The sequence below is a fragment of the Streptomyces sp. enrichment culture genome, assembly GCF_964272855.1.
In the GTDB taxonomy this organism is placed as follows: domain Bacteria; phylum Actinomycetota; class Actinomycetes; order Streptomycetales; family Streptomycetaceae; genus Streptomyces.
The window spans coordinates 6,675,943-6,694,743 of the sequence record NZ_OZ186847.1 but is presented as its reverse complement, the minus strand read 5'-3'; the positions used below and the strand labels follow the sequence as shown (position 1 = coordinate 6,694,743).

16 protein-coding genes are annotated in these 18,801 nt (G+C 71.7%); 2 read left to right on the top strand and 14 right to left on the bottom strand.

What is annotated here, in order from left to right; translation table 11 throughout:
* Positions 1-46: 46 nt before the first annotated feature.
* From ACSU6L_RS29640 to ACSU6L_RS29575, 14 genes are all read right to left on the bottom strand, one after another.
* Positions 47-694, bottom strand: a complete 648-nt coding sequence (locus tag ACSU6L_RS29640) for a lysophospholipid acyltransferase family protein (RefSeq protein WP_437061693.1) — start codon at positions 692-694, stop codon at positions 47-49.
* Positions 691-1,386: a (d)CMP kinase gene (gene cmk / locus ACSU6L_RS29635; RefSeq protein ID WP_437061691.1), complete on the bottom strand. Its 696-nt coding sequence runs from the start codon at positions 1,384-1,386 to the stop codon at positions 691-693. The genes ACSU6L_RS29640 and cmk overlap by 4 nt, the downstream gene beginning before the upstream one ends.
* A 151-nt stretch (positions 1,387-1,537) precedes the next feature.
* Positions 1,538-2,623 carry a prephenate dehydrogenase gene (locus tag ACSU6L_RS29630; RefSeq protein ID WP_437061689.1) on the bottom strand — a complete coding sequence of 362 codons (1,086 nt, stop codon included), beginning with the start codon at positions 2,621-2,623 and terminating at the stop codon, positions 1,538-1,540.
* Positions 2,620-2,982, bottom strand: coding sequence for a chorismate mutase (aroH, locus tag ACSU6L_RS29625; protein WP_437061687.1), 363 nt, complete (start codon positions 2,980-2,982; stop codon positions 2,620-2,622). The genes ACSU6L_RS29630 and aroH overlap by 4 nt, the downstream gene beginning before the upstream one ends.
* Before the next feature lie 100 nt (positions 2,983-3,082).
* Positions 3,083-4,102, bottom strand: a complete 1,020-nt coding sequence (locus ACSU6L_RS29620; RefSeq protein WP_437061685.1) for an ADP-ribosylglycohydrolase family protein — start codon at positions 4,100-4,102, stop codon at positions 3,083-3,085.
* Between the two features lie 67 nt (positions 4,103-4,169).
* Positions 4,170-5,255 carry a pseudouridine synthase gene (locus ACSU6L_RS29615; RefSeq protein WP_437061683.1) on the bottom strand — a complete coding sequence of 362 codons (1,086 nt, stop codon included), beginning with the start codon at positions 5,253-5,255 and terminating at the stop codon, positions 4,170-4,172.
* Complete coding sequence (scpB, locus tag ACSU6L_RS29610; RefSeq protein ID WP_437061681.1) at positions 5,255-5,893, bottom strand: SMC-Scp complex subunit ScpB; 639 nt, start codon at positions 5,891-5,893, stop codon at positions 5,255-5,257. The genes ACSU6L_RS29615 and scpB overlap by 1 nt, the downstream gene beginning before the upstream one ends.
* Positions 5,893-6,963, bottom strand: coding sequence for a segregation and condensation protein A (locus ACSU6L_RS29605; protein ID WP_437061679.1), 1,071 nt, complete (start codon positions 6,961-6,963; stop codon positions 5,893-5,895). Before ACSU6L_RS29605 ends, scpB begins: the two co-directional genes overlap by 1 nt.
* A gap of 18 nt (positions 6,964-6,981) precedes the next feature.
* The gene (locus ACSU6L_RS29600; RefSeq protein WP_437061677.1) at positions 6,982-7,491 is read right to left on the bottom strand and encodes a hypothetical protein; all 510 of its coding nucleotides are present in this window, start codon (positions 7,489-7,491) and stop codon (positions 6,982-6,984) included.
* Positions 7,492-7,532: 41 nt separating this feature from the next.
* The gene (locus ACSU6L_RS29595; protein ID WP_073942184.1) at positions 7,533-8,669 is read right to left on the bottom strand and encodes a ParA family protein; all 1,137 of its coding nucleotides are present in this window, start codon (positions 8,667-8,669) and stop codon (positions 7,533-7,535) included.
* 402 nt (positions 8,670-9,071) lie between these two features.
* On the bottom strand, positions 9,072-10,187 hold the full coding sequence (ald, locus tag ACSU6L_RS29590; RefSeq protein ID WP_437065115.1) for an alanine dehydrogenase: 1,116 nt from the start codon (positions 10,185-10,187) through the stop codon (positions 9,072-9,074).
* A 138-nt stretch (positions 10,188-10,325) separates the two neighbouring features.
* Positions 10,326-12,413 carry a tetratricopeptide repeat protein gene (locus ACSU6L_RS29585; RefSeq protein WP_437061675.1) on the bottom strand — a complete coding sequence of 696 codons (2,088 nt, stop codon included), beginning with the start codon at positions 12,411-12,413 and terminating at the stop codon, positions 10,326-10,328.
* Between the two features lie 162 nt (positions 12,414-12,575).
* The gene (locus tag ACSU6L_RS29580) at positions 12,576-13,202 is read right to left on the bottom strand and encodes an NUDIX domain-containing protein (protein ID WP_437061673.1); all 627 of its coding nucleotides are present in this window, start codon (positions 13,200-13,202) and stop codon (positions 12,576-12,578) included.
* Positions 13,203-13,352: 150 nt separating this feature from the next.
* Positions 13,353-15,002, bottom strand: coding sequence for a CTP synthase (locus ACSU6L_RS29575; protein ID WP_365517690.1), 1,650 nt, complete (start codon positions 15,000-15,002; stop codon positions 13,353-13,355).
* A gap of 496 nt (positions 15,003-15,498) precedes the next feature.
* On the opposite strand from ACSU6L_RS29575, the gene ACSU6L_RS29570 reads away from it, so the two are divergent.
* Both ACSU6L_RS29570 and ACSU6L_RS29565 read left to right on the top strand, forming a co-directional pair.
* Positions 15,499-17,301 (top strand): glycoside hydrolase family 15 protein, encoded by a 1,803-nt coding sequence (locus tag ACSU6L_RS29570; protein ID WP_437061671.1) that lies wholly within the window; start codon positions 15,499-15,501, stop codon positions 17,299-17,301.
* Between the two features lie 109 nt (positions 17,302-17,410).
* The gene (locus tag ACSU6L_RS29565; protein WP_437061669.1) at positions 17,411-18,793 is read left to right on the top strand and encodes an FAD-binding oxidoreductase; all 1,383 of its coding nucleotides are present in this window, start codon (positions 17,411-17,413) and stop codon (positions 18,791-18,793) included.
* Positions 18,794-18,801 lie beyond the last annotated feature (8 nt).

Genomic DNA, 18,801 nt, shown 5'->3' with positions numbered 1-18,801 from the left:
GGTGGAGTGCCCCGGTTTCCCCGGTTGATCCACTACTCAGTGTCGCTCAGCGTCCGGTCAGACGCCTGGCGTTTTCCAGGTGCACCGTGAGGTGCTTCTGGATGCGTTCGGTCGCCTCGTCCAGCGCCTTGCGCGTGCGCCGCCCCGAGCCGTCGCCCGCCTCGAACGGGTCACCGAAGACCACGTCGACGCGGCTGCGCAGCGGGGGCAGCCCCTTGATGAACCGTCCGCGGCGCTCGGAACTTCCCAGCACGGCCACCGGGACGACCGGCGCCCCGCTGCGCACCGCGAAGTACGCGAGCCCGGCCCGCAGCGAGGCGAAGTCTCCCTCACCCCGCGTGCCCTCGGGGAATATCCCCAGCACCCCGCCGTTGTCCAGCACGCCCAGCGCCCGGGTGATCGCGGTGCGGTCGGTGGAGTCGCGGTCCACCTTCAGCTGGCCGATGCCGGTCAGGAAGGGGTCGAGCGGGCCGACGAACGCCTCCTTCTTGATCAGGAAGTGCGTCGGCCGGGGCGCGACACCCATGACCATCGGGCCGTCGATGTTGTGCGAGTGGTTGATCGCGAGGATCACCGGGCCGGTCGGCGGGACCTTCCAGGCGCCGAGCACCCGCGGTCGCCACAGCCCGTACATCAGGCCGACGCCGATGCGCCGCCCGACCTCGGCGCCCCGCGCCGACGGAGCCTCGGTCACTTCCCGGCCCGCTTCTCCTCGACGAGAGTGACGACGCACTCGATGACCTGCGGCAGCGTGAGCTCGGTGGTGTCCACCTCGACCGCGTCGTCGGCCTTGGCCAGCGGGGAGGTCTTACGGCTGGAGTCGGCCGCGTCCCGCTTGAGCAGGGCCTCGCGGGTGGCGTTGACGTCGGCGCCCTTCAGCTCACCGCTGCGGCGGGCGGCACGCGCCTCCGGGGAGGCGGTGAGGAAGATCTTCAGGTCGGCGTCCGGCAGGACCGTCGTGCCGATGTCGCGGCCCTCGACGACGATGCCGTTCTCGGCGGCGGCCGCGATGGACCGCTGGAGCTCGGTGATCCGGGTCCGCACCTCCGGGACCGCGCTGACGGCGCTGACCTTGGAGGTGACCTCCTGGGTGCGGATCGGGGCGGAGACGTCGGTGCCGTCGACGGTGATGGTCGGGCCCGTCGGGTCGGTGCCGGAGATGATCTCCGGCTTCCCGGCCACGGCGGCGATCGCCGTCGGGTCCTCGAGGTCGATACCGTTGGTCACCATCCACCACGTGATCGCCCGGTACTGGGCGCCGGTGTCCAGGTAGCTCAGGCCGAGCTTGGCGGCCACGGCCTTGGACGTGCTCGACTTGCCCGTGCCGGAGGGGCCGTCGATGGCGACGATCACTGCGGGGACGGTCCGGGCGGCGCCGTTTTCCACGGGGGGACACCTTCCTGGTGCGGGTGGCGGGGGTGGGGGCGGGTTGGTGCCCCCGACAAGGTTACTGGGTGCGCGTCACTCGTCCGGCCGCACCTGCCCGGCGCCGGCCGGGCGAACCCGGTCCGTGAGGCGTTTGCGGACGAGGTCCGGCCTACTGCCGGATCGCCCACCCCCGCTCCCGCAGCGCGGCGCTCAGCACCGGCACCGCCTTCGGCTCGACCATGAGCTGGACCAGGCCCGCCTGCTGACCCGTCGCGTGCTCGATCCGTACGTCCTCGACGTTGACCCCGGCCTGTCCCGCGTCCGCGAAGATGCGGGCCAGCTGGCCGGGCTGGTCGTCGATGAGGACGACCACGGTCTCGTAGACCCGCGGCGCGGACCCGTGCTTGCCGGGGACCCGCACCTGGCCCGCGTTGCCGCGCCGCAGCACGTCCTCGACGCCGGCGGTGCCCTCGCGGCGCCTGGCCTCGTCGGAGGACTCCAGGGCGCGCAGCGCGCGGACCGTCTCGTCGAGGTCGGCGGAGACGTCCGCGAGGAGGTCGGCGACCGGCCCGGGGTTGGCGGAGAGGATGTCGATCCACATCCGGGGGTCGGAGGCGGCGATCCGGGTCACGTCCCTGATGCCCTGCCCGCACAGCCGTACGGCGGACTCCTCGGCGTGCTCCAGGCGCGCGGCGACCAGGCTGGAGACCAGATGGGGCATGTGGGAGACGAGCGCGACGGCCCGGTCGTGGGCGTCGGCGTCCATGACGACGGGCACGGCCCGGCAGTGCGAGACCAGCTCCAGGGCGAGGTTCAGCACCTCGGTGTCGGTGTCCCGGGTGGGGGTGAGCACCCAGGGACGGCCCTCGAAGAGGTCGGCGGTGGCGGCGAGCGGCCCGGACTTCTCCCGGCCGGACATGGGGTGGGTGCCGATGTACGCCGACAGGTCGAGGCCGAGCGCCTCCAGTTCGCGTCGCGGGCCGCCCTTGACGCTGGCCACGTCGAGGTAGCCGCGCGCGAGCCCGCGCCGCATGGCGTCGGCGAGCACGGCGGCGACATGGGCGGGCGGCGCGGCGACAACCGCGAGGTCGACGGGTCCCTCGGGGGCCTCGTCGACGCCGGCGCCGAGCGCGGCCGCGGTGCGGGCCTGCTCGGGGTCGTGGTCGTCGAGGTGGACGGTGACGCCGCGCTGGGCGAGGGCCAGGGCGGCGGAGGTGCCGATGAGGCCGGTGCCGATGACGAGTGCGGTCCTCACTGGGCGATGTCCTTGCGCAGGGCGGCGGCGGCACCGAGGTAGACGTGGCTGATCTCGTTGCGGGCCCGGTCGGTCTCGATGTGGGCGAGGACGCGGACCACGCGCGGCATGGCGCCCTGGATGTCGAGCTCCTGGGCGCAGATCAGCGGGACGTCGACGATGCCGAGCTTGCGGGCGGCGGCCGCCGGGAAGTCGCTGTGCAGGTCCGGCGTGGCCGTGAACCAGATGCTGATCAGGTCGTCGGCGGTGAGGCCGTTCCGCTCCAGGATGGCGGTGAGCAGGGCTCCGACCTGCGCGTCCATGTGCTCGGCCTCGTCCCGCTCCAGCTGGACGGCCCCCCGGACCGCTCGTACCGCCACGGCGCTGCTCCTTGTTGATCGCGTTCCAGTTGTGCGTTCGTCCAGCCTAGTCAGCCCGGGTCCGCCGGTCGCGCACCGCCCGTGTCCTGAGACGGCCGGCTCAGGCGTCCCAGAGCGCGCCGAGGGCCAGCAGCTCGCCGCGGTACTCGATGCGGTCGGTCCAGTCCGCGGGCCAGGCGTCGGCACCGAGGTGGGCGCCCACGAAGGCGCCGGTGAGGCAGGCGATGGAGTCGGAGTCGCCGGAGGTGCAGGCGGCGCGGCGCAGCGCGGTGAGCGGTTCACCGACGAAGAGCAGGAAGCAGAGCAGTGCGGTGGCGAGGGCCTCCTCGGCGATCCAGCCGGCCCCGGTGGCGAGGCAGGGGTCGGTCTCCGGGGAGACGGTGCGCACGGCGTCCTGGAGCCGCGCGAGGACGCCCAGGCATTCGTCCCAGCCGCGGGCGATGAAGTGTTCGGGGCCGGGGTCGTCGCTGCGGGTCCACAGGTCGCCGAGCCACTGGTGGTGGTAGCGGGTGCGGTTGTCGTAGGCGTACGAGCGCAGCAGGCCGACGAGCCCGGTCGGTTCGGCGCCGCGGGCGAGCAGGTGGACGGCGTGCGCGGTGAGGTCGGAGGCGGCGAGGGCGGTGGGGTGGCCGTGGGTGAGGGCGGCCTGGAGCTGGGCGGCGCCCGCCCGCTGGTCGTCGTCGAGTCCGGGGGCGAGTCCGATCGGCGCGACCCGCATGTTGGCGCCGCACCCCTTGGAGCCGGTCTGGCTGGCGTCCTGCCAGGCCCGTCCCTCCTCCTTGAGCAGGTGGCAGGCGCGCAGGCAGGTGTTGCCGGGGGCGCGGTTGTTCTCCGGGGACTGGTACCAGTCCACGAACTCCTCACGCACGGGCCGCGCCAGCCGCTTCGGCGCGAGGGCGCCCCGGTCCATGGCGGTGCGCAGGCCGCGGCCGAGCGCGAGTGTCATCTGGGTGTCGTCGGTGACGATCGCGGGCCGGGGCAGGTCCATCTGCCGCCATGGGCCGTACTTGGCGAGGATCGACGGTACGTCGTTGAACTCGGTCGGAAAGCCGAGCGCGTCCCCGAGGGCGAGGCCCAGGAGCGCTCCGGTCGCTGCGCGTTTCGGCACGCGGATCACCATCCCCTTTATCGTCACTGTGACCATAAAGGGGATGGCGGACCACCCACAAGTGCTTTACGGATCTCCCTTAGAGATCGACTTCCTTCATCAGCATGCCGACCTCCGTGTTGGACAGCCGCCGCAGCCAGCCGGACTTCTGGTCGCCCAGGGTGATCGGACCGAAGGCGGTGCGCACCAGCTTCTCGACGGGGAAGCCCGCCTCGGCGAGCATGCGCCGCACGATGTGCTTGCGGCCCTCGTGCAGGGTCACCTCGACCAGGTAGTTCTTGCCGGTCTGCTCGACGACCCGGAAGTGGTCCGCGCGGGCGTAGCCGTCCTCCAGCTGGATGCCGTCCTTCAGCCGCTTGCCCAGGTCGCGCGGGATCGGCCCGACGATCGCGGCGAGGTAGGTCTTCTTCACGCCGTACCGGGGGTGGGTCAGCCGGTGCGCCAGCTCGCCGTGGTTGGTGAGCAGGATGACGCCCTCGGTCTCGGTGTCGAGACGCCCCACGTGGAACAGCCGGGTCTCACGGTTGGTGACGTAGTCGCCGAGGCACTGGCGTCCGTCCGGGTCCTCCATGGTGGAGACGACGCCGGCCGGCTTGTTCAGCGAGAAGAACTGGTACGACTGCGTGGCGACGGTCAGCCCGTCCACCCGGATCTCGTCCTTCTCGGGGTCGACCCGCATGCCCTGTTCGACGACGATCTCGCCGTTCACCTCGACCCGCGCCTGCTCGATCAGCTCCTCGCAGGCCCGGCGGGAGCCGTAGCCCGCGCGCGCGAGCACCTTCTGCAGGCGCTCGCCCTCCTGCTCGGCGCCGGGGAACGTCTTGGGCGGCTTGATGTCCTTCTTGCCCGCGTACCGCTCCCGGTTGCGCTCCTCGACCCGGGCCTCGTACTCACGCGAGCGGGCGGGTGCCGTACGGCCGCGCCCGCCACCGCCGCCGCGCTGCTGCTGGGACTGCTTGGGGCCGCCCTTGGCGCCACCGCGCGCGGAACCGCCGCGCCCGGACTTCGGGCCGTCCTGGGAGGCGCCGGGGCCCACGTCGTAGCGGCGCTCCTCGGGGCGGGGCTTGCGGGGGCGGCCCTGCCCCTGCTTCTGGTCCCTGTCGTTGCCGGCACCGCGGTGGTTGCCGCGCCCGCCGTGTCCGCCGTTCCTGCCGCTGCTTCGCATCAAAGTTCCGTCGTCGTCGTGATCGTCGTGTGTTCGTCGTCCGCGTCCGGCGCGTCCGGGTCGAACGACGGTACGCCTTCCTGGGTCTCGGCCTCGATCGCCTCCGCCTCGGGGAGGAAGGGCGCGAGCTCCGGGAGCTCGTCCAGACCGCGCAGGCCCATCCGCTCCAGGAAGTAGTTCGTCGTCGTGTACAGGATCGCACCTGTTTCGGGTTCCGTGCCCGCCTCCTCGACCAGACCGCGCTGGAGGAGGGTGCGCATCACGCCGTCGCAGTTGACCCCGCGCACGGCCGAGACCCGGCTGCGGCTGACCGGCTGCCGGTACGCCACCACCGCCAGCGTCTCCAGCGCCGCCTGGGTCAGGCGGGCCTGCTGCCCGTCCAGCACGAACCGCTCGACGGCGGGCGCGTACTCGGCGCGGGTGTAGAACCGCCAGCCGCCCGCGACGAACCGCAGCTCGAACCCGCGTCCCTGCATGGTGTACTCGTCGGCCAGCTCCCGCAACGCGTCCGCGACCTGCCGCCGGGGCCGCTCCAGGATCTTCGCCAGCTGCTCCTCGGTCGCGGGCTCGTCCACGACCATCAGCACGGCCTCCAGGGCGGGCTTGAGGCCGAGTGCGGCGACGGTCTCCTCGCTCATCAGGGCTTCTTCTCCTTCTCGGGCTCCTCGGGCGGCCGGTCGAACTCGTCGGTGACCCTCGGGGCGTCGTCCCCGTCCCCGCCGGTCCAGCGCACGAGCAGTTCCCCGAGCGCGGTCTCCTGCTCCAGCGCGACCGCCTTCTCCCGGTACAGCTCCAGCAGCGCGAGGAAGCGGGCGACGACGGTGAGGGTGTCGTCGGTGTCCCCGACCAGCGTGCGGAAGTTCGCCTCGCCCAGCTCCTTCAGCCGGGCGACGACGATCCCGGCCTGCTCCTGCACGCTGACCAGCGGGGCGTGGATGTGGTCGACGTACACCTGGGGCTTCGGCTTGGGCTGCATCGCCTTGACCGCGAGCTTCGCGAAGCCCTCCGCGCCGATGCTGATGACCACCTCGGGCAGCAGCTCGGCGTGCTGGGGCTCCAGGCCGACGGTACGGGGGTAGCGCCGGGCCTCGTCGTCGAGCCGCCCGTCGAAGATCTCCGCGATCCGTTTGTACGCGCGGTACTGCAGCAGCCGCGCGAACAGCAGGTCCCGGGCCTCCAGCAGCGCGAGATCGGCCTCGTCCTCGACCTCGGCGGCGGGCAGCAGCCGCGCGGCCTTCAGGTCGAGCAGGGTGGCGGCGACGACCAGGAACTCGGTCGTCTGGTCCAGGTCCCAGTCCGGGCCCATCGCCCGGATGTGCGCCATGAACTCGTCGGTCACCTTCGACAGCGCGACCTCGGTGACGTCCAGCTTGTGCTTGGAGATCAGCTGGAGCAGCAGATCGAAGGGGCCCTCGAAGTTGGCGAGCCGGACCTTGAAGACACCGTCGGCGGGTTCGTCGCAGTCGACGGGCTCGGCGGCTTCGACCGGCTCGGCAGGCTCGACGGCCTCGACCGGCTCGGCCCCGGTGACCGGAATCTCCGGTTCAGGCGCCTCGGCGGGAGCCTCTTTCGGACTTGCCTCTTTCGGACGGGCCTCCTCCGGACCCGCCTCCCGCGGTCCGGCCGGCGCCGCGCCCGGCCCCCTCCCCAGCGCACGCCGACGCCCGGCACGGCCGGAAGCGGGGACGGGAGAGTCGTACGAGGTCATAGCCCCCGCAGGCTACCGCTACCGCCCCCGCAGCCGCCGAACGAGGATGCTGGCGTCCCCCCGGGTCTCCAGATCCGCGAGCACGACGGCCACCGCCTCCCGCACGATCCGGCCCCGGTCGACGGCGAGCCCGTGCTCGCCGCGGAGCACGAGACGCGCGTGCTCCAGGTCCATCAGCTCCTCGGCGGAGACGTACACGGTGATCTTCTCGTCGTGCCGTTCGCGTCCGCTCGGCCGCCGCGTGGCCGACCGCCCCCGCTTGTTGCGGGGCGCCGCCGCGGCAGAACCTTCCTGCGCCGCCTGGCGCCGCCCGGAGCGCTCTCCGGAGGCCGTCCGGCTGCGGGACTCGCCCGCCTCGGCCGGCTCCGGCTCCGCGGCCACGTGCTCGGCACCGTCGCCGTCGCCGCCCTGCGCCGGCACGGCCTGCGGGGCGTCGTCCACGGACGCCGGGTCGCTCTCCCCCGCGGGAGCCGGCACCCGGGGCTCGCCGCCCGCGGGGCGCCGGGGAGTGGACGGCTGGAGCGCCATTCCCCCTGTCGTACGGAACAGTTCGTCGGCCCCCGGCAGACTCACTCGGCGTGACACCGGGCGAGCACCTCCCTGGCGAGCTGGCGGTAGGCGGCGGCACCGACGGAGTTGGAGGCGTACGTGGTGATCGGCTCACCGGCGACCGTGGTCTCCGGGAAGCGGACCGTGCGCCCGATGACCGTGTGGTAGACGTGGTCGTCGAACGCCTCGACGACCCGCGCGAGCACCTCTCGGCTGTGCACGGTGCGCGAGTCGTACATCGTGGCGAGGATCCCGTCGAGCTCCAGCTCCGGGTTGAGCCGCTCCTGGACCTTCTCGATGGTCTCGGTCAGCAGCGCCACACCGCGCAGGGCGAAGAACTCGCACTCCAGCGGCACGATCACCTTGTGGGCGGCCGTCAGCGCGTTGACCGTGAGCAGGCCGAGCGAGGGCTGACAGTCGATCACGATGTAGTCGTAGTCGGGCAGCAGCGGCTTCAGGGCGCGCTGGAGCGTCGACTCGCGGGCGACCTCGGAGACGAGCTGGACCTCGGCCGCCGACAGGTCGATGTTGCTGGGCAGCAGGTCCATGTTGGGGACCGCCGTCTTCAGCAGCACCTCGTCCGCCGCCATGCCCCGCTCCATGAGCAGGTTGTAGACGGTGAGGTCGAGTTCCATCGGGTTCACGCCGAGACCGACCGACAGCGCGCCCTGCGGGTCGAAGTCCACGAGCAGCACCCGGCGTCCGTACTCCGCGAGCGCGGCGCCGAGATTGATGGTCGACGTGGTCTTGCCGACGCCGCCCTTCTGGTTGCACATCGCGATGATCGTCGCGGGGCCGTGGTCGGTGAGCGGACCCGGGATCGGGAAGTACGGCAGCGGGCGTCCGGTCGGGCCGACGCGCTCACGGCGCTGGCGCGCCGCGTCGGGCGCGAGCGTGGCCGCGTACTCCGGGTCGGGTTCGTACTCGGCGTCGGGGTCGTAGAAGTGCCCGTCGGGCAGTTCCTCGTAGTCGGCGAAGTGGTTGTGGGGCGCGCCACTTCCGTCGCCGGCCATGGCGTTCACGTGATGGCCATCCATGCTCTGGGGTGCTGTCTGAGCCATGTGGGGGCTGGCTTGGCTCTGGTGGGCTGCGAAGGTGCGGACAGCGACGGAGCCGACAGCCTCTAGCCCCGCGGATCCCTGGGCCCGCGTAGGCATTCCTGGTTGACCACCCCCGGGAGAAAATGTCGACTCATTCACAAGTCGTCTTACCTCCTTGGTGACCAGGAAACTTCTAGACAAGGTCAGCGTGGCACCATGCCGACGGTTGGCGACTCTATGGCGTGTCGGGCGTCCGCAGCAACACAATCCGCCGGACCCGGCCCGATGTGTCGGCAATGAAACATCCCGCTGTCAAGGGCGTACGGCCGTCGCACAGCAGGATTCACCGGTGTGCGAATCGGTTAAAGGGATACGTTCGAGGCGAGTTGACCGAGCGTCGCAAAGTGACCATACACACACCCGGCCGGACCTTGTCGGGCAAGGTCCGGCCGGGTGTTCGGGGTTGACGACCCTTGTTGACGAATCGCCTTTTACCTATAGATGACTTGAACCGGACGGTCAGCCGAGCAGCGACTCGAGCTCGACGTGCTCCAGTCCGTGCGCCTCCGCGACCTCGCGGTAAACGACCTTGCCGTCATGGGTGTTGAGACCCTTGGCGAGCGCGGCGTCACGGCGCAGCGCCTCGACCCAGCCGTTGTTGGCCAGCGACACGATGTACGGCAGCGTGGCGTTGGTGAGGGCGTTGGTGGAGGTGTTCGGGACGGCGCCGGGCATGTTGGCGACGCAGTAGAAGACCGAGTTGTGGACCTTGAAGGTCGGCTCGGCGTGCGTGGTCGGGTGCGAGTCCTCGAAGCAGCCGCCCTGGTCGATCGCGATGTCGACAAGGACACTTCCCGGCTTCATCCGGGAGACCAGCTCGTTGGTGACGAGCTTCGGGGCCTTGGCACCCGGGATGAGGACGGCGCCGATGACGAGGTCGGCGTCGAGGACGGCCTTCTCCAGCTCGAAGGCGTTGGACATGATCGCCTTGACCTTCGTGCCGAAGATCCGGTCGGCCTCACGCAGCTTGTTGATGTCGCGGTCGAGCAGGGTCACGTCGAAGCCCATGCCGACGGCGATCTGGGTGGCGTTCCAGCCGGAGACACCACCGCCGATGACGACGGCCTTCGCCGGGGTGACACCCGGGACACCGCCGGGGAGCACACCGCGGCCGCCGGCGGCACGCATCAGGTGGTAGGCGCCGACCTGCGGGGCCAGGCGGCCCGCGACCTCGGACATCGGGGCGAGCAGCGGCAGGGCGCGGTTCGGCAGCTCGACCGTCTCGTAGGCGATGGCGGTGGTGCCGGACTCGATGAGGGCGTCCGTGCACTCCTTGGAGGCGGCCAGGTGCAGGTAGGTGAAGAGGGTCTGGTCCTTGCGGAGGCGGTGGTACTCCTCCGCGATGGGCTCCTTGACCTTCAGCAGCAGGTCGGCGCTGGCCCAGACCTCGTCGGCGGTGTCGAGGATCTGGGCACCGGCGGCGACGTACTCCTCGTCCGTGATCGAGGAGCCGGTGCCGGCGTTGCGCTCGATGACGACCTGGTGGCCGTTGCGCACCAGCTCGTGCACGCCGGCGGGGGTGATGGCCACCCGGAACTCGTTGTTCTTGACCTCGCGGGGGATGCCGACCTTCACGTCGATCACGGTCCTTGGCTCAGAGGGTGTAGTACGCGACATACCCGGATGTACAGGGCACACCGGGAGACACCGCAGGAGAACGTGCGGCAGAGCCAGTCTAATGAAGGTGTTCCCGCTGTCTAGCCTTTCATTGCATCAATCTTCAGCGGATGTACTGCGGATTTCGCAGGCGTTAGCTCGCTGTTCCGGCTGTGGATCTTCCGGATCGCCCTCCTGCTCGCTCTCTCGGAGCTCATCACCCAGCATGCGCTCGGCCGCGCTCCGGTGCAGTCCGGCCGCCGTGGGATCACCGAGATGGTCCAGCGTGTCGGCCAGCCGGAGGTACAGCGCGGCCTGCAGCCGCACGTCCTCCGCGCGGCGCGCCCACTCCACGGCCTCCTGGCAGGTACGCAGCGACTCCTCGGGCCGCCCCGCGTACTCCTGCACCCGGGCGAGTTCGCTCAACGCCCGCGCCTGCGCGGCGACATCGCCGAGCTTGCGGTATCCGGCCGCCGCCGCCCGCCAGCCGCGCAGCGCCTCGCCGTAGCGGCCCGCGTAGGTGTGGGCGGCGGCGATACGGCCGTAGAGCCGGGCGGCGTCCGCGCGCTCGTCACGGGCCAGGCGCTGGGCGAGGGCCCGGCCGTACCAGTCGGCGGCCCGGTCGTAGTCCCCCAGCTCCTCGTGGGCGCCGCCTACGGATTCCATCGCGCGGCCGGTCGCATACGGGTCGTTCGCCTCGCGTCCGGCGTCCAGCGCGGCCCGGTAGCGCGCCAGCGCGTCGGCGGTACGGCCGGTCCGGGCGTCCAGATCGGCCAGGTTCAGCAGGGCCGCCGCCTTCTCCCGGGGCAGGTTCCGGCGCTCGGCCACGTCCAGCACGAGCTGGTGGACGACGTACAGGTCGGGGGCCGCGGCCTGGGTGCCGAAGTGCGCGACCATCGCCCGCACCAGCTGGGACATCAGGCGCCGGGCGAGCGTGTCCAGGTCCCCGTCGGCGACGGCGGCGCGGGCCGCGGCGAGCAGGGCGGGCCGACGGATGCGCAGCCAGTCGGCGGCCGCCCGCGGGCTGGGGAAGCGCAGCGAGCGCGGCATGCCGAGCAGCTTCTCCCGGGCCTGCGGGCTGTCCGTCTCGGTGATCGCCCGGCACGACTGGAGCAGCCGCACCGTCCGCTCCAGCATCCGGGCCCGGGCCAGCTGGAGCTCGGCCGGCCGGTCCTCGGTCTCGGCGGCGCCGCGCAGCAGCGGGTGCAGGGAGCCCGGCACCTCGTACTGCGGCAGCGGCGAGTCCACCGCCCGCAGCAGGCCGAAGGCGGCCAGGTCGTCGAGGATGCCGCGGGCGGTGCTGACCGAGCAGCCGGCCAGCGCGGAGGCCGTGTGCGGGTCGACGTGTCCGGCGGGGGCGAGGGAGAGCAGTCGCAGTATCCGGGCGGTCGGGGCCGGCAGCGCGGCGTGCACGAGCCGGAAGACCCGGCTGAGCGGCGAGGCCGCGTTGTCCTCGGCGACCTCGGCACGCAGCTGCTTCCCGAGGTCGGCGACGGCCGCGTTGGGACTGGCGGCCAGCCAGCCGCCGGCCAGCACCAGCGCGCCGGGCTGGGCCTGGCACTCCTCGACCAGGCCCTCGGCGGCCCGCGGGTCGACGGTGATCCGCACCGAGCCGGTGAGCCGGGACAGCAGCTCGACCGCGGACTTGGTGTCCAGACCGCCCAGGGTGCAGGGGCGGACGTCGGCGATGCCGGTGAGCGGGCCCTGGGAGACGGCGACGACCAGGCAGTCCGGGGTGTCCGGCAGCAGGGCGTCGACCTGCTCGGCGTCCGCCGCGTCGTCCAGGAGCAGTACGGAACGCCGGTCGGCCAGGGCCGTGCGGAGTGCCGCCGTCAGGTCGTCCGCGTCGGCTCCGGCGGGGGCGGACAGCTCCAGCTCGGCGAGGAGGTCGCGGGCGGTGCGCTCGGTGGGGACGGGAGTACCGTCGGGTTCGCTGAGCCGGGCCCGCAGCACCCCGTCCGGGTAACGGTCGGCGACCTGGCGGACCAGTTCCTCGGCGAGCGCGGTCCGCCCGGAGCCGGGCCGGCCGGCGATCAGCAGGACCCGGGCGCGGGGGGCCTTGCGGCCGGCGAGGGTGTCGAGTCCGGCGCGCTCGATGTCGGCGCGCAGTTCCTTCAACTCCCGTGTGCGGCCCAGGAAGTCGTACTCCCGCGGCATGTGTCCCGTCAGCTCCACGCCGCCCGCGTCCACCGCCTGATCCGCCACGGGCCACACTCCCGTCCCACCGCACGTGCACAGCCCGCCGGGACTCCGGTGCGGGCGTCTCCAGAGCCTAGTTCACGCTCTGCGACGATCCCCGCGGAGCACGGCGGCGACATCCCCCGATCGGATCAGGCGATGGTCACACCGCGAGGGGCGGGCGTCGGATCAGGACGCGAAGGGCCGCGCCGGCCACGCCGCCTCGGCCGGGCGCAGCGCGTCCAAACCGTCCCCGGCGCGCGCGGCGACCAGCGACAGGACACCCACGACCAGGCAGTTGTTGTGCAGCTCGCCGGCGAGCACACCGCGCACCAGCTCGTCGACCGGGACCCGGGCCAGCTCCATGTCGGCCTCCTCGTCCTCGACCTCGAAGCGCTCGCCCTCGGCCGCGGACAGGCCCCGGGCGAGGAAGATCCGTACGGCCTCGTCGCAGCCGCCGGGCGTGGTGTAGACGTCGGTCAGCACCCGCCAGTCCTCGGCCTTGACGTGTGCCTCCTCGTACAGTTCCCGCTGGGCGGCGTGCAGCGGGTTCTCGCCGGGCACGTCGAGGAGTCCGGCCGGGATCTCCCACAGCTTCTGGCGCACGGGGTGCCGGTACTGGCGCAGCACCAGCACGTGGTCGGCGTCGTCGAGGGCGAGGACGGCGACCGAGCCGGGGTGGACCTGGTAGTCGCGGCGGACCACCGTGCCGTCGGGCATGACCACGTCGTCGGTGCGGACGGAGGTCTTGTTGCCCACGAAGGGGGTGTCCGTGGCGCGGATCTCCCACTCCTCGGGGGTGTCCTTGATCGTCATGCCCTGTCCTTCCGGAGGTGCAGAAAAAGACGTGCGGAAAAAGACGTGTGGAGAAACGTGTGGAGAGAGACGTGCGGAGACAGACGTTGCGGAAAAGCCGGGGCGCGCGTCCTCGCGGACCCGCACCCCGGCCACCGTACAACCGTCGGGTTACTTCGCCGTCTGCCGCTCGACGGCGGCCTTGACCAGGCCCGCGAACAGCGGGTGCGGGCGGGTCGGCCGCGAGCGCAGCTCCGGGTGGGCCTGGGTGGCGACCAGGTAAGGGTGGACCTCACGCGGGTACTCGACGTACTCCACCAGCTTGCCGTCCGGGGAGGTGCCGGAGAACTGGATGCCCGCCTTCTTCTCCAGCTCCGCGCGGTAGGCGTTGTTCACCTCGTAGCGGTGACGGTGCCGCTCCTCGACGTACTCCTTGCCGTCGTACACCTCGCGGACGATGGAGCCCTCGGCCAGCTTGGCCGGGTACATGCCGAGGCGCATCGTTCCGCCCATGTCGCCCTCGCCGGCCACGATGTCCAGCTGCTCCGCCATGGTGGAGATCACCGGGTGGGCGGTCGCCGGGTCGAACTCTGTGGAGTTGGCGTCCGCGATGCCGGCCAGGTTGCGCGCGGCCTCGATCACGATGCACTGCAGGCCGAGGCAGAGGCCGAGCAGCGGGATCTTGTTCTCGCGGGCGTACTGGATCGCGCCGACCTTGCCGGAGACACCGCGGTCGCCGAAGCCGCCGGGGATGCAGATCGCGTCCACGTCGGCGAGCTGCTCGGCGGCGCCGGCCGGGGTGCGGCAGTCGTCGGAGGTGACCCACTTGATCTTGACGCGGGTGCGGTTGGCGAAGCCGCCGGCGCGCAGCGCCTCGGTCACCGACAGGTAGGCGTCGGGCAGGTCGATGTACTTGCCGACCAGGGCCATGGTGATCTCGTGGGCGGGCTTGTGGACGCGCTCGAGCAGGTCGTCCCAGGTCGTCCAGTCCACGTCACGGAAGGGCAGGTCGAGCTTGCGGACGGCGTAGGCGTCCAGGCCCTCGGCGTGCACGACCTTCGGGATGTCGTAGATCGACGGGGCGTCGGGGCAGGCCACGACGGCGGCCTCGTCGACGTCGCACATCAGCGAGATCTTGCGCTTGATCGCCGTCGGCACCTCGCGGTCGCAGCGCAGCACGATCGCGTCCGGCTGGATGCCGATGTTGCGCAGCGCGGCGACGGAGTGCTGGGTCGGCTTGGTCTTCAGCTCGCCCGACGGGCCGATGTAGGGCAGAAGAGAGATGTGCACGACGAAGACGTTGTCCCGGCCGACCTCGTGGCGGACCTGGCGGACGGTCTCCAGGAACGGCAGCGACTCGATGTCGCCGACGGTGCCGCCCACCTCGGTGATGACGACGTCGACGTCCTCCGCGGCCATCCGGCGGATGCGGTGCTTGATCTCGTTGGTGATGTGCGGGATGACCTGGACGGTGTCGCCCAGGTACTCGCCACGCCGCTCCTTGGCGATCACCGTCGAGTAGACCTGACCGGTGGTGACATTGGCGGAGCCGTCGAGGTCGCGGTCAAGGAAACGCTCGTAGTGGCCGATGTCCAGGTCGGTCTCGGCACCGTCGTTGGTGACGAACACCTCACCGTGCTGGAAGGGGTTCATCGTGCCAGGGTCGACGTTGATGTACGGGTCGAGCTTCTGCATGACGACGCGCAGCCCGCGCGCCTTCAGCAGCATGCCGAGGCTGGAGGCGGTCAGGCCCTTGCCGAGCGAGGAGGCGACACCCCCGGTGACGAAGATGTGCTTGGTCGTCGTGGATTTGGACGGCATGGCCAAGAGGGTGCTCCCGTGGTCTCGGTCTGGGGGTGCGGTGCGGCTTTCCTGGAGGAGCCGTCGCTGCGGTTCGGGGGTTCTACGCCCACCGGTCCACGGGCTACCAGGGTATCAGCGCCTCGGCGCGATGGCTCCCGGCGACGCTCTGCGCACGGCCCGCCACGGACGTGAACCCATCACCCGTTCCTCACCCTCTGCTCACCCGTTCGGCGCAGTCGGGTTGCCCGGAGCGGCACGCACATCATCTACGTGCGTCGTATCCTGCTCGGACACTCGCTGCCGAGCGCGCCGGCCGAACGGCACCACCCCCGTCCGTAGGGAACCGGAACAACGAGAGCTCGTCAGATCGTTGAGTGACGACGGTCGCCCGGGCGCATCGGCTCGACGACGGTTTTGCCTCACAGCTCAACGACGCATTACAACGAACCCCTTGACCGCACTAGCGAAAGCCCCCTTGTCTGGGGCTACGTGGCCGTTCGACTGGAGTTAGCACGTGGCCGGGCGCATCGAAGACTACGCACTCATCGGAGACATGCAGACCGCTGCCCTGGTCTGCCGGGACGGCACAGTCGACTGGCTGTGCCTGCCCCGCTTCGACTCGCACGCCATCTTCGCCGGTCTGCTGGGCACCGAGGAGCACGGCTTCTGGCGGATCGGCCCGGCGCACGCGGCCGACGCCGAGCCCCCCGTCGCGGCCCGGCGCAGCTACCGCGGCGACTCGCTGATCCTCGAGTCCGAGTGGGACACCCTGCGCGGCACGGTCCGGGTGATCGACTTCATGCCCCCGCGTGACGGCGCGCCCCAGCTGATCCGGATCGTCGAGGGCGTCTCCGGCCGGGTCCCGATGCGTTCGGCGCTGCGGATGCGGTTCTCCTACGGCCGGATCGTGCCGTGGGTGCACAAGCACGACGCCCGTACGGTCGCCGTGGCCGGCCCGGACTCGGTGTGGCTCGACACCCATGTCGAGACCGAGGGCAAGGAGCTGACCACCTACTCCGAGTTCACGGTCTCGCCCGGCGAGCGGATCGCCTTCACCATCTCGTGGCAGCCCTCGCACAAGGAGGCGCCGCCCCTGCCGGAGCCGGAGCAGTCGCTGGAGGCGACGGAGGAGTTCTGGCGGGAGTGGGTCGAGCACTGTACGTACCACGGCCCCTACCGGGAGCCGGTGATCCGCTCCCTGATCACCCTGAAGGCGCTGACGTACGCCCCCACCGGCGGCATCGTCGCCGCCCCGACCACCTCCCTGCCGGAGGAGATCGGCGGCGTGCGCAACTGGGACTACCGCTACACCTGGCTGCGGGACGCGGCGATCACCCTGTCCTCGCTGCTGCGCACCGGCTACCGCGAGGAGGCCCGCGCCTGGCGCGAGTGGCTGCTGCGGGCGGTCGCCGGCGACCCCGAGAACCTGCAGATCATGTACGGCATCGCGGGCGAGCGCGAGCTGGGCGAGGCGGAACTGGACTGGCTGCCCGGTTACGAGAACTCCGCGCCGGTCCGGGTCGGCAACGGCGCCGCGCACCAGCTCCAGCTGGACGTGTACGGCGAGGTCACCGAGGCCCTGCACCTCGGCCACATGACCGGCCTGGCGCGCAGCGACTACGCCTCCCTGCTCCAGCTGAAGCTGATCAGCTACCTGGAGAAGCACTGGCACGAACCCGACGAGGGCATCTGGGAGGTGCGCGGCCCGCGCCGGCACTTCGTGCACTCCAAGGTCATGGCGTGGGTCGCCGTCGACCGCACGATCAAGCTCGTCGAGTCCGGCGACGCGGACGGCCCGCTGGAGCGCTGGAAGGAACTGCGCGACGAGATCCACCGCGAGGTGTGCGAGAAGGGCTACGACAAGGAGCGCAACACCTTCACCCAGTCGTACGGGTCGCGGGAGCTGGACGCGTCGCTGCTGCTCATCCCGCAGGTGGGCTTCCTGCCGCCGGACGACAAGCGGGTGATCGGCACGGTGGAGGCGATCCAGCGGGAGCTGTCCACCCCGGACGGCTTCATCCTGCGCTACCCGACGCAGGGCGAGAACGAGGGTGTCGACGGCCTGCCCGGCGACGAGGGCGCCTTCCTGGCCTGCTCGTTCTGGATGGCCGACGACCTCGCGATGATCGGCCGGGTCGACGAGGCCCGCAAGCTCTTCGAGAAGCTGCTCTCCCTGCGCAATGACCTCGGCCTGCTCGCCGAGGAGTGGGACCCCCGCCTGCAGCGCCAGGTCGGCAACTTCCCCCAGGCCTTCAGCCACGTGCCCCTGATCGACACGGCCCTGCGGCTGACGGCGTCGGGGGCGTACGGGGGCTGACGCGGCACGGAGCGGCGGCGCCCGAGTGTGCATCCGGCGCCGCGCCACCCGTGCCGGGCCCGCCTAGGCTGGAACCGGACGATTGCCCCTGCGGTGGAAGGGGGCGGCCATGGCTCCCCTCTCGAAGGCGGGCGCGGCGCTCGACGCGCTGCGTGAGGATCTGGCCGGCGAGGTGTTCGCCCCGGGGGACGCGGGCTACGACGAGGCCCGGCGCGTCTTCAACGGCATGATCGACCGCCGTCCGGCGGTGATCGCGCAGTGCGCGCACGAGGCCGACGTGGTGCGGGCCGTGCGGTTCGGCCGGGACCTGGACCTCAACATGGCGGTGCGCGGCGGCGGGCACAGCGTGGCCGGGATGGCGTCGAACGACAACGGCCTGGTCGTCGACCTGCGCCGGATGCACGGCGTGACCGTCCATCCGGGAGCCGAGGCGGTCCGTGTCGAGGGCGGCGCGACGATGAGCCACCTGGACCGGGCGACCGAGCCGTACGGCCTCGCCACCACCGGCGGACGGGCCTCGACGACCGGCGTCGGCGGGTTCGTGCTGGGCGGCGGCAGTGGCTGGCTGGACCGCTGCTGCGGGCTCGCCGTCGACAATCTGCTCGGCGTGGAGCTGGTCACCGCGGACGCCGAGCGGATCCACGCGGGCGCCGACGAGAACCCCGACCTGTTCTGGGCGCTGCACGGCGGCGGCGGCAACTTCGGCGTCGCCACCGCGCTCACCCTGAAGCTGTACGAGATCCCGGAGTTCGCCGTCGCCCTGCTGCTGTACCGGCCGGAGTCCGGCCGGGAGGCGGTACGCGTGTACCGGGACGTCATCGAGTCCGGCCCGCCGGAGGCGGGCGGTGGCGTGCTGTACATCACCGCTCCGCCGGCGGAGTTCGTGCCGCCGCACCTGGCCGGCACCCTGGTCTGCGCGGTGCTGCTGACGTACGCGGGCTCCGAGGACGACATGCGCGAGGTCGCCGGGCTGCTGCTGGCACTGCCGCACGAGGGGGAGCTCGTCGGGGCGATGCCGTACGCCGACGTCCAGTGCATGCTCGACGATCCCCCGGGGCTGCGGAACTACTGGTCGGCCGAGTACCTGACGGGCGCCCCGGACGACTTCGTGGACGTCTTCTGCCCGCTCGCGCTTCCCATGCCGGTGCCGAGCGGCAGCAAGCACGTCCTGTTCCCGCTGGGCGGGGCCGTCGCCGACGGCCCCGCCGAGTACCCGGTCCCGTACCGCGGCTCCCCCTGGGTGGTGCACCCCTTCGGTGCCTGGACGGACCCAGCCGACGACGAGCGCTGCGTCGGCTGGGTGCGTGACGTGCGCGGCCACGTCCGCCCGTGGAGCACCGGAGCGGTCTACCTCAACTTCATCGGCGACGAGGGTGCCGACCGCGTCCGGGCGGGCCTGGGGCCGGAGAACACCGCCCGGCTGGCCGAGCTGAAACGCCGCTACGACCCGGACAACGTGTTCCGCTTCAACCACAACATCAGGCCCGCCTGAGACACGGC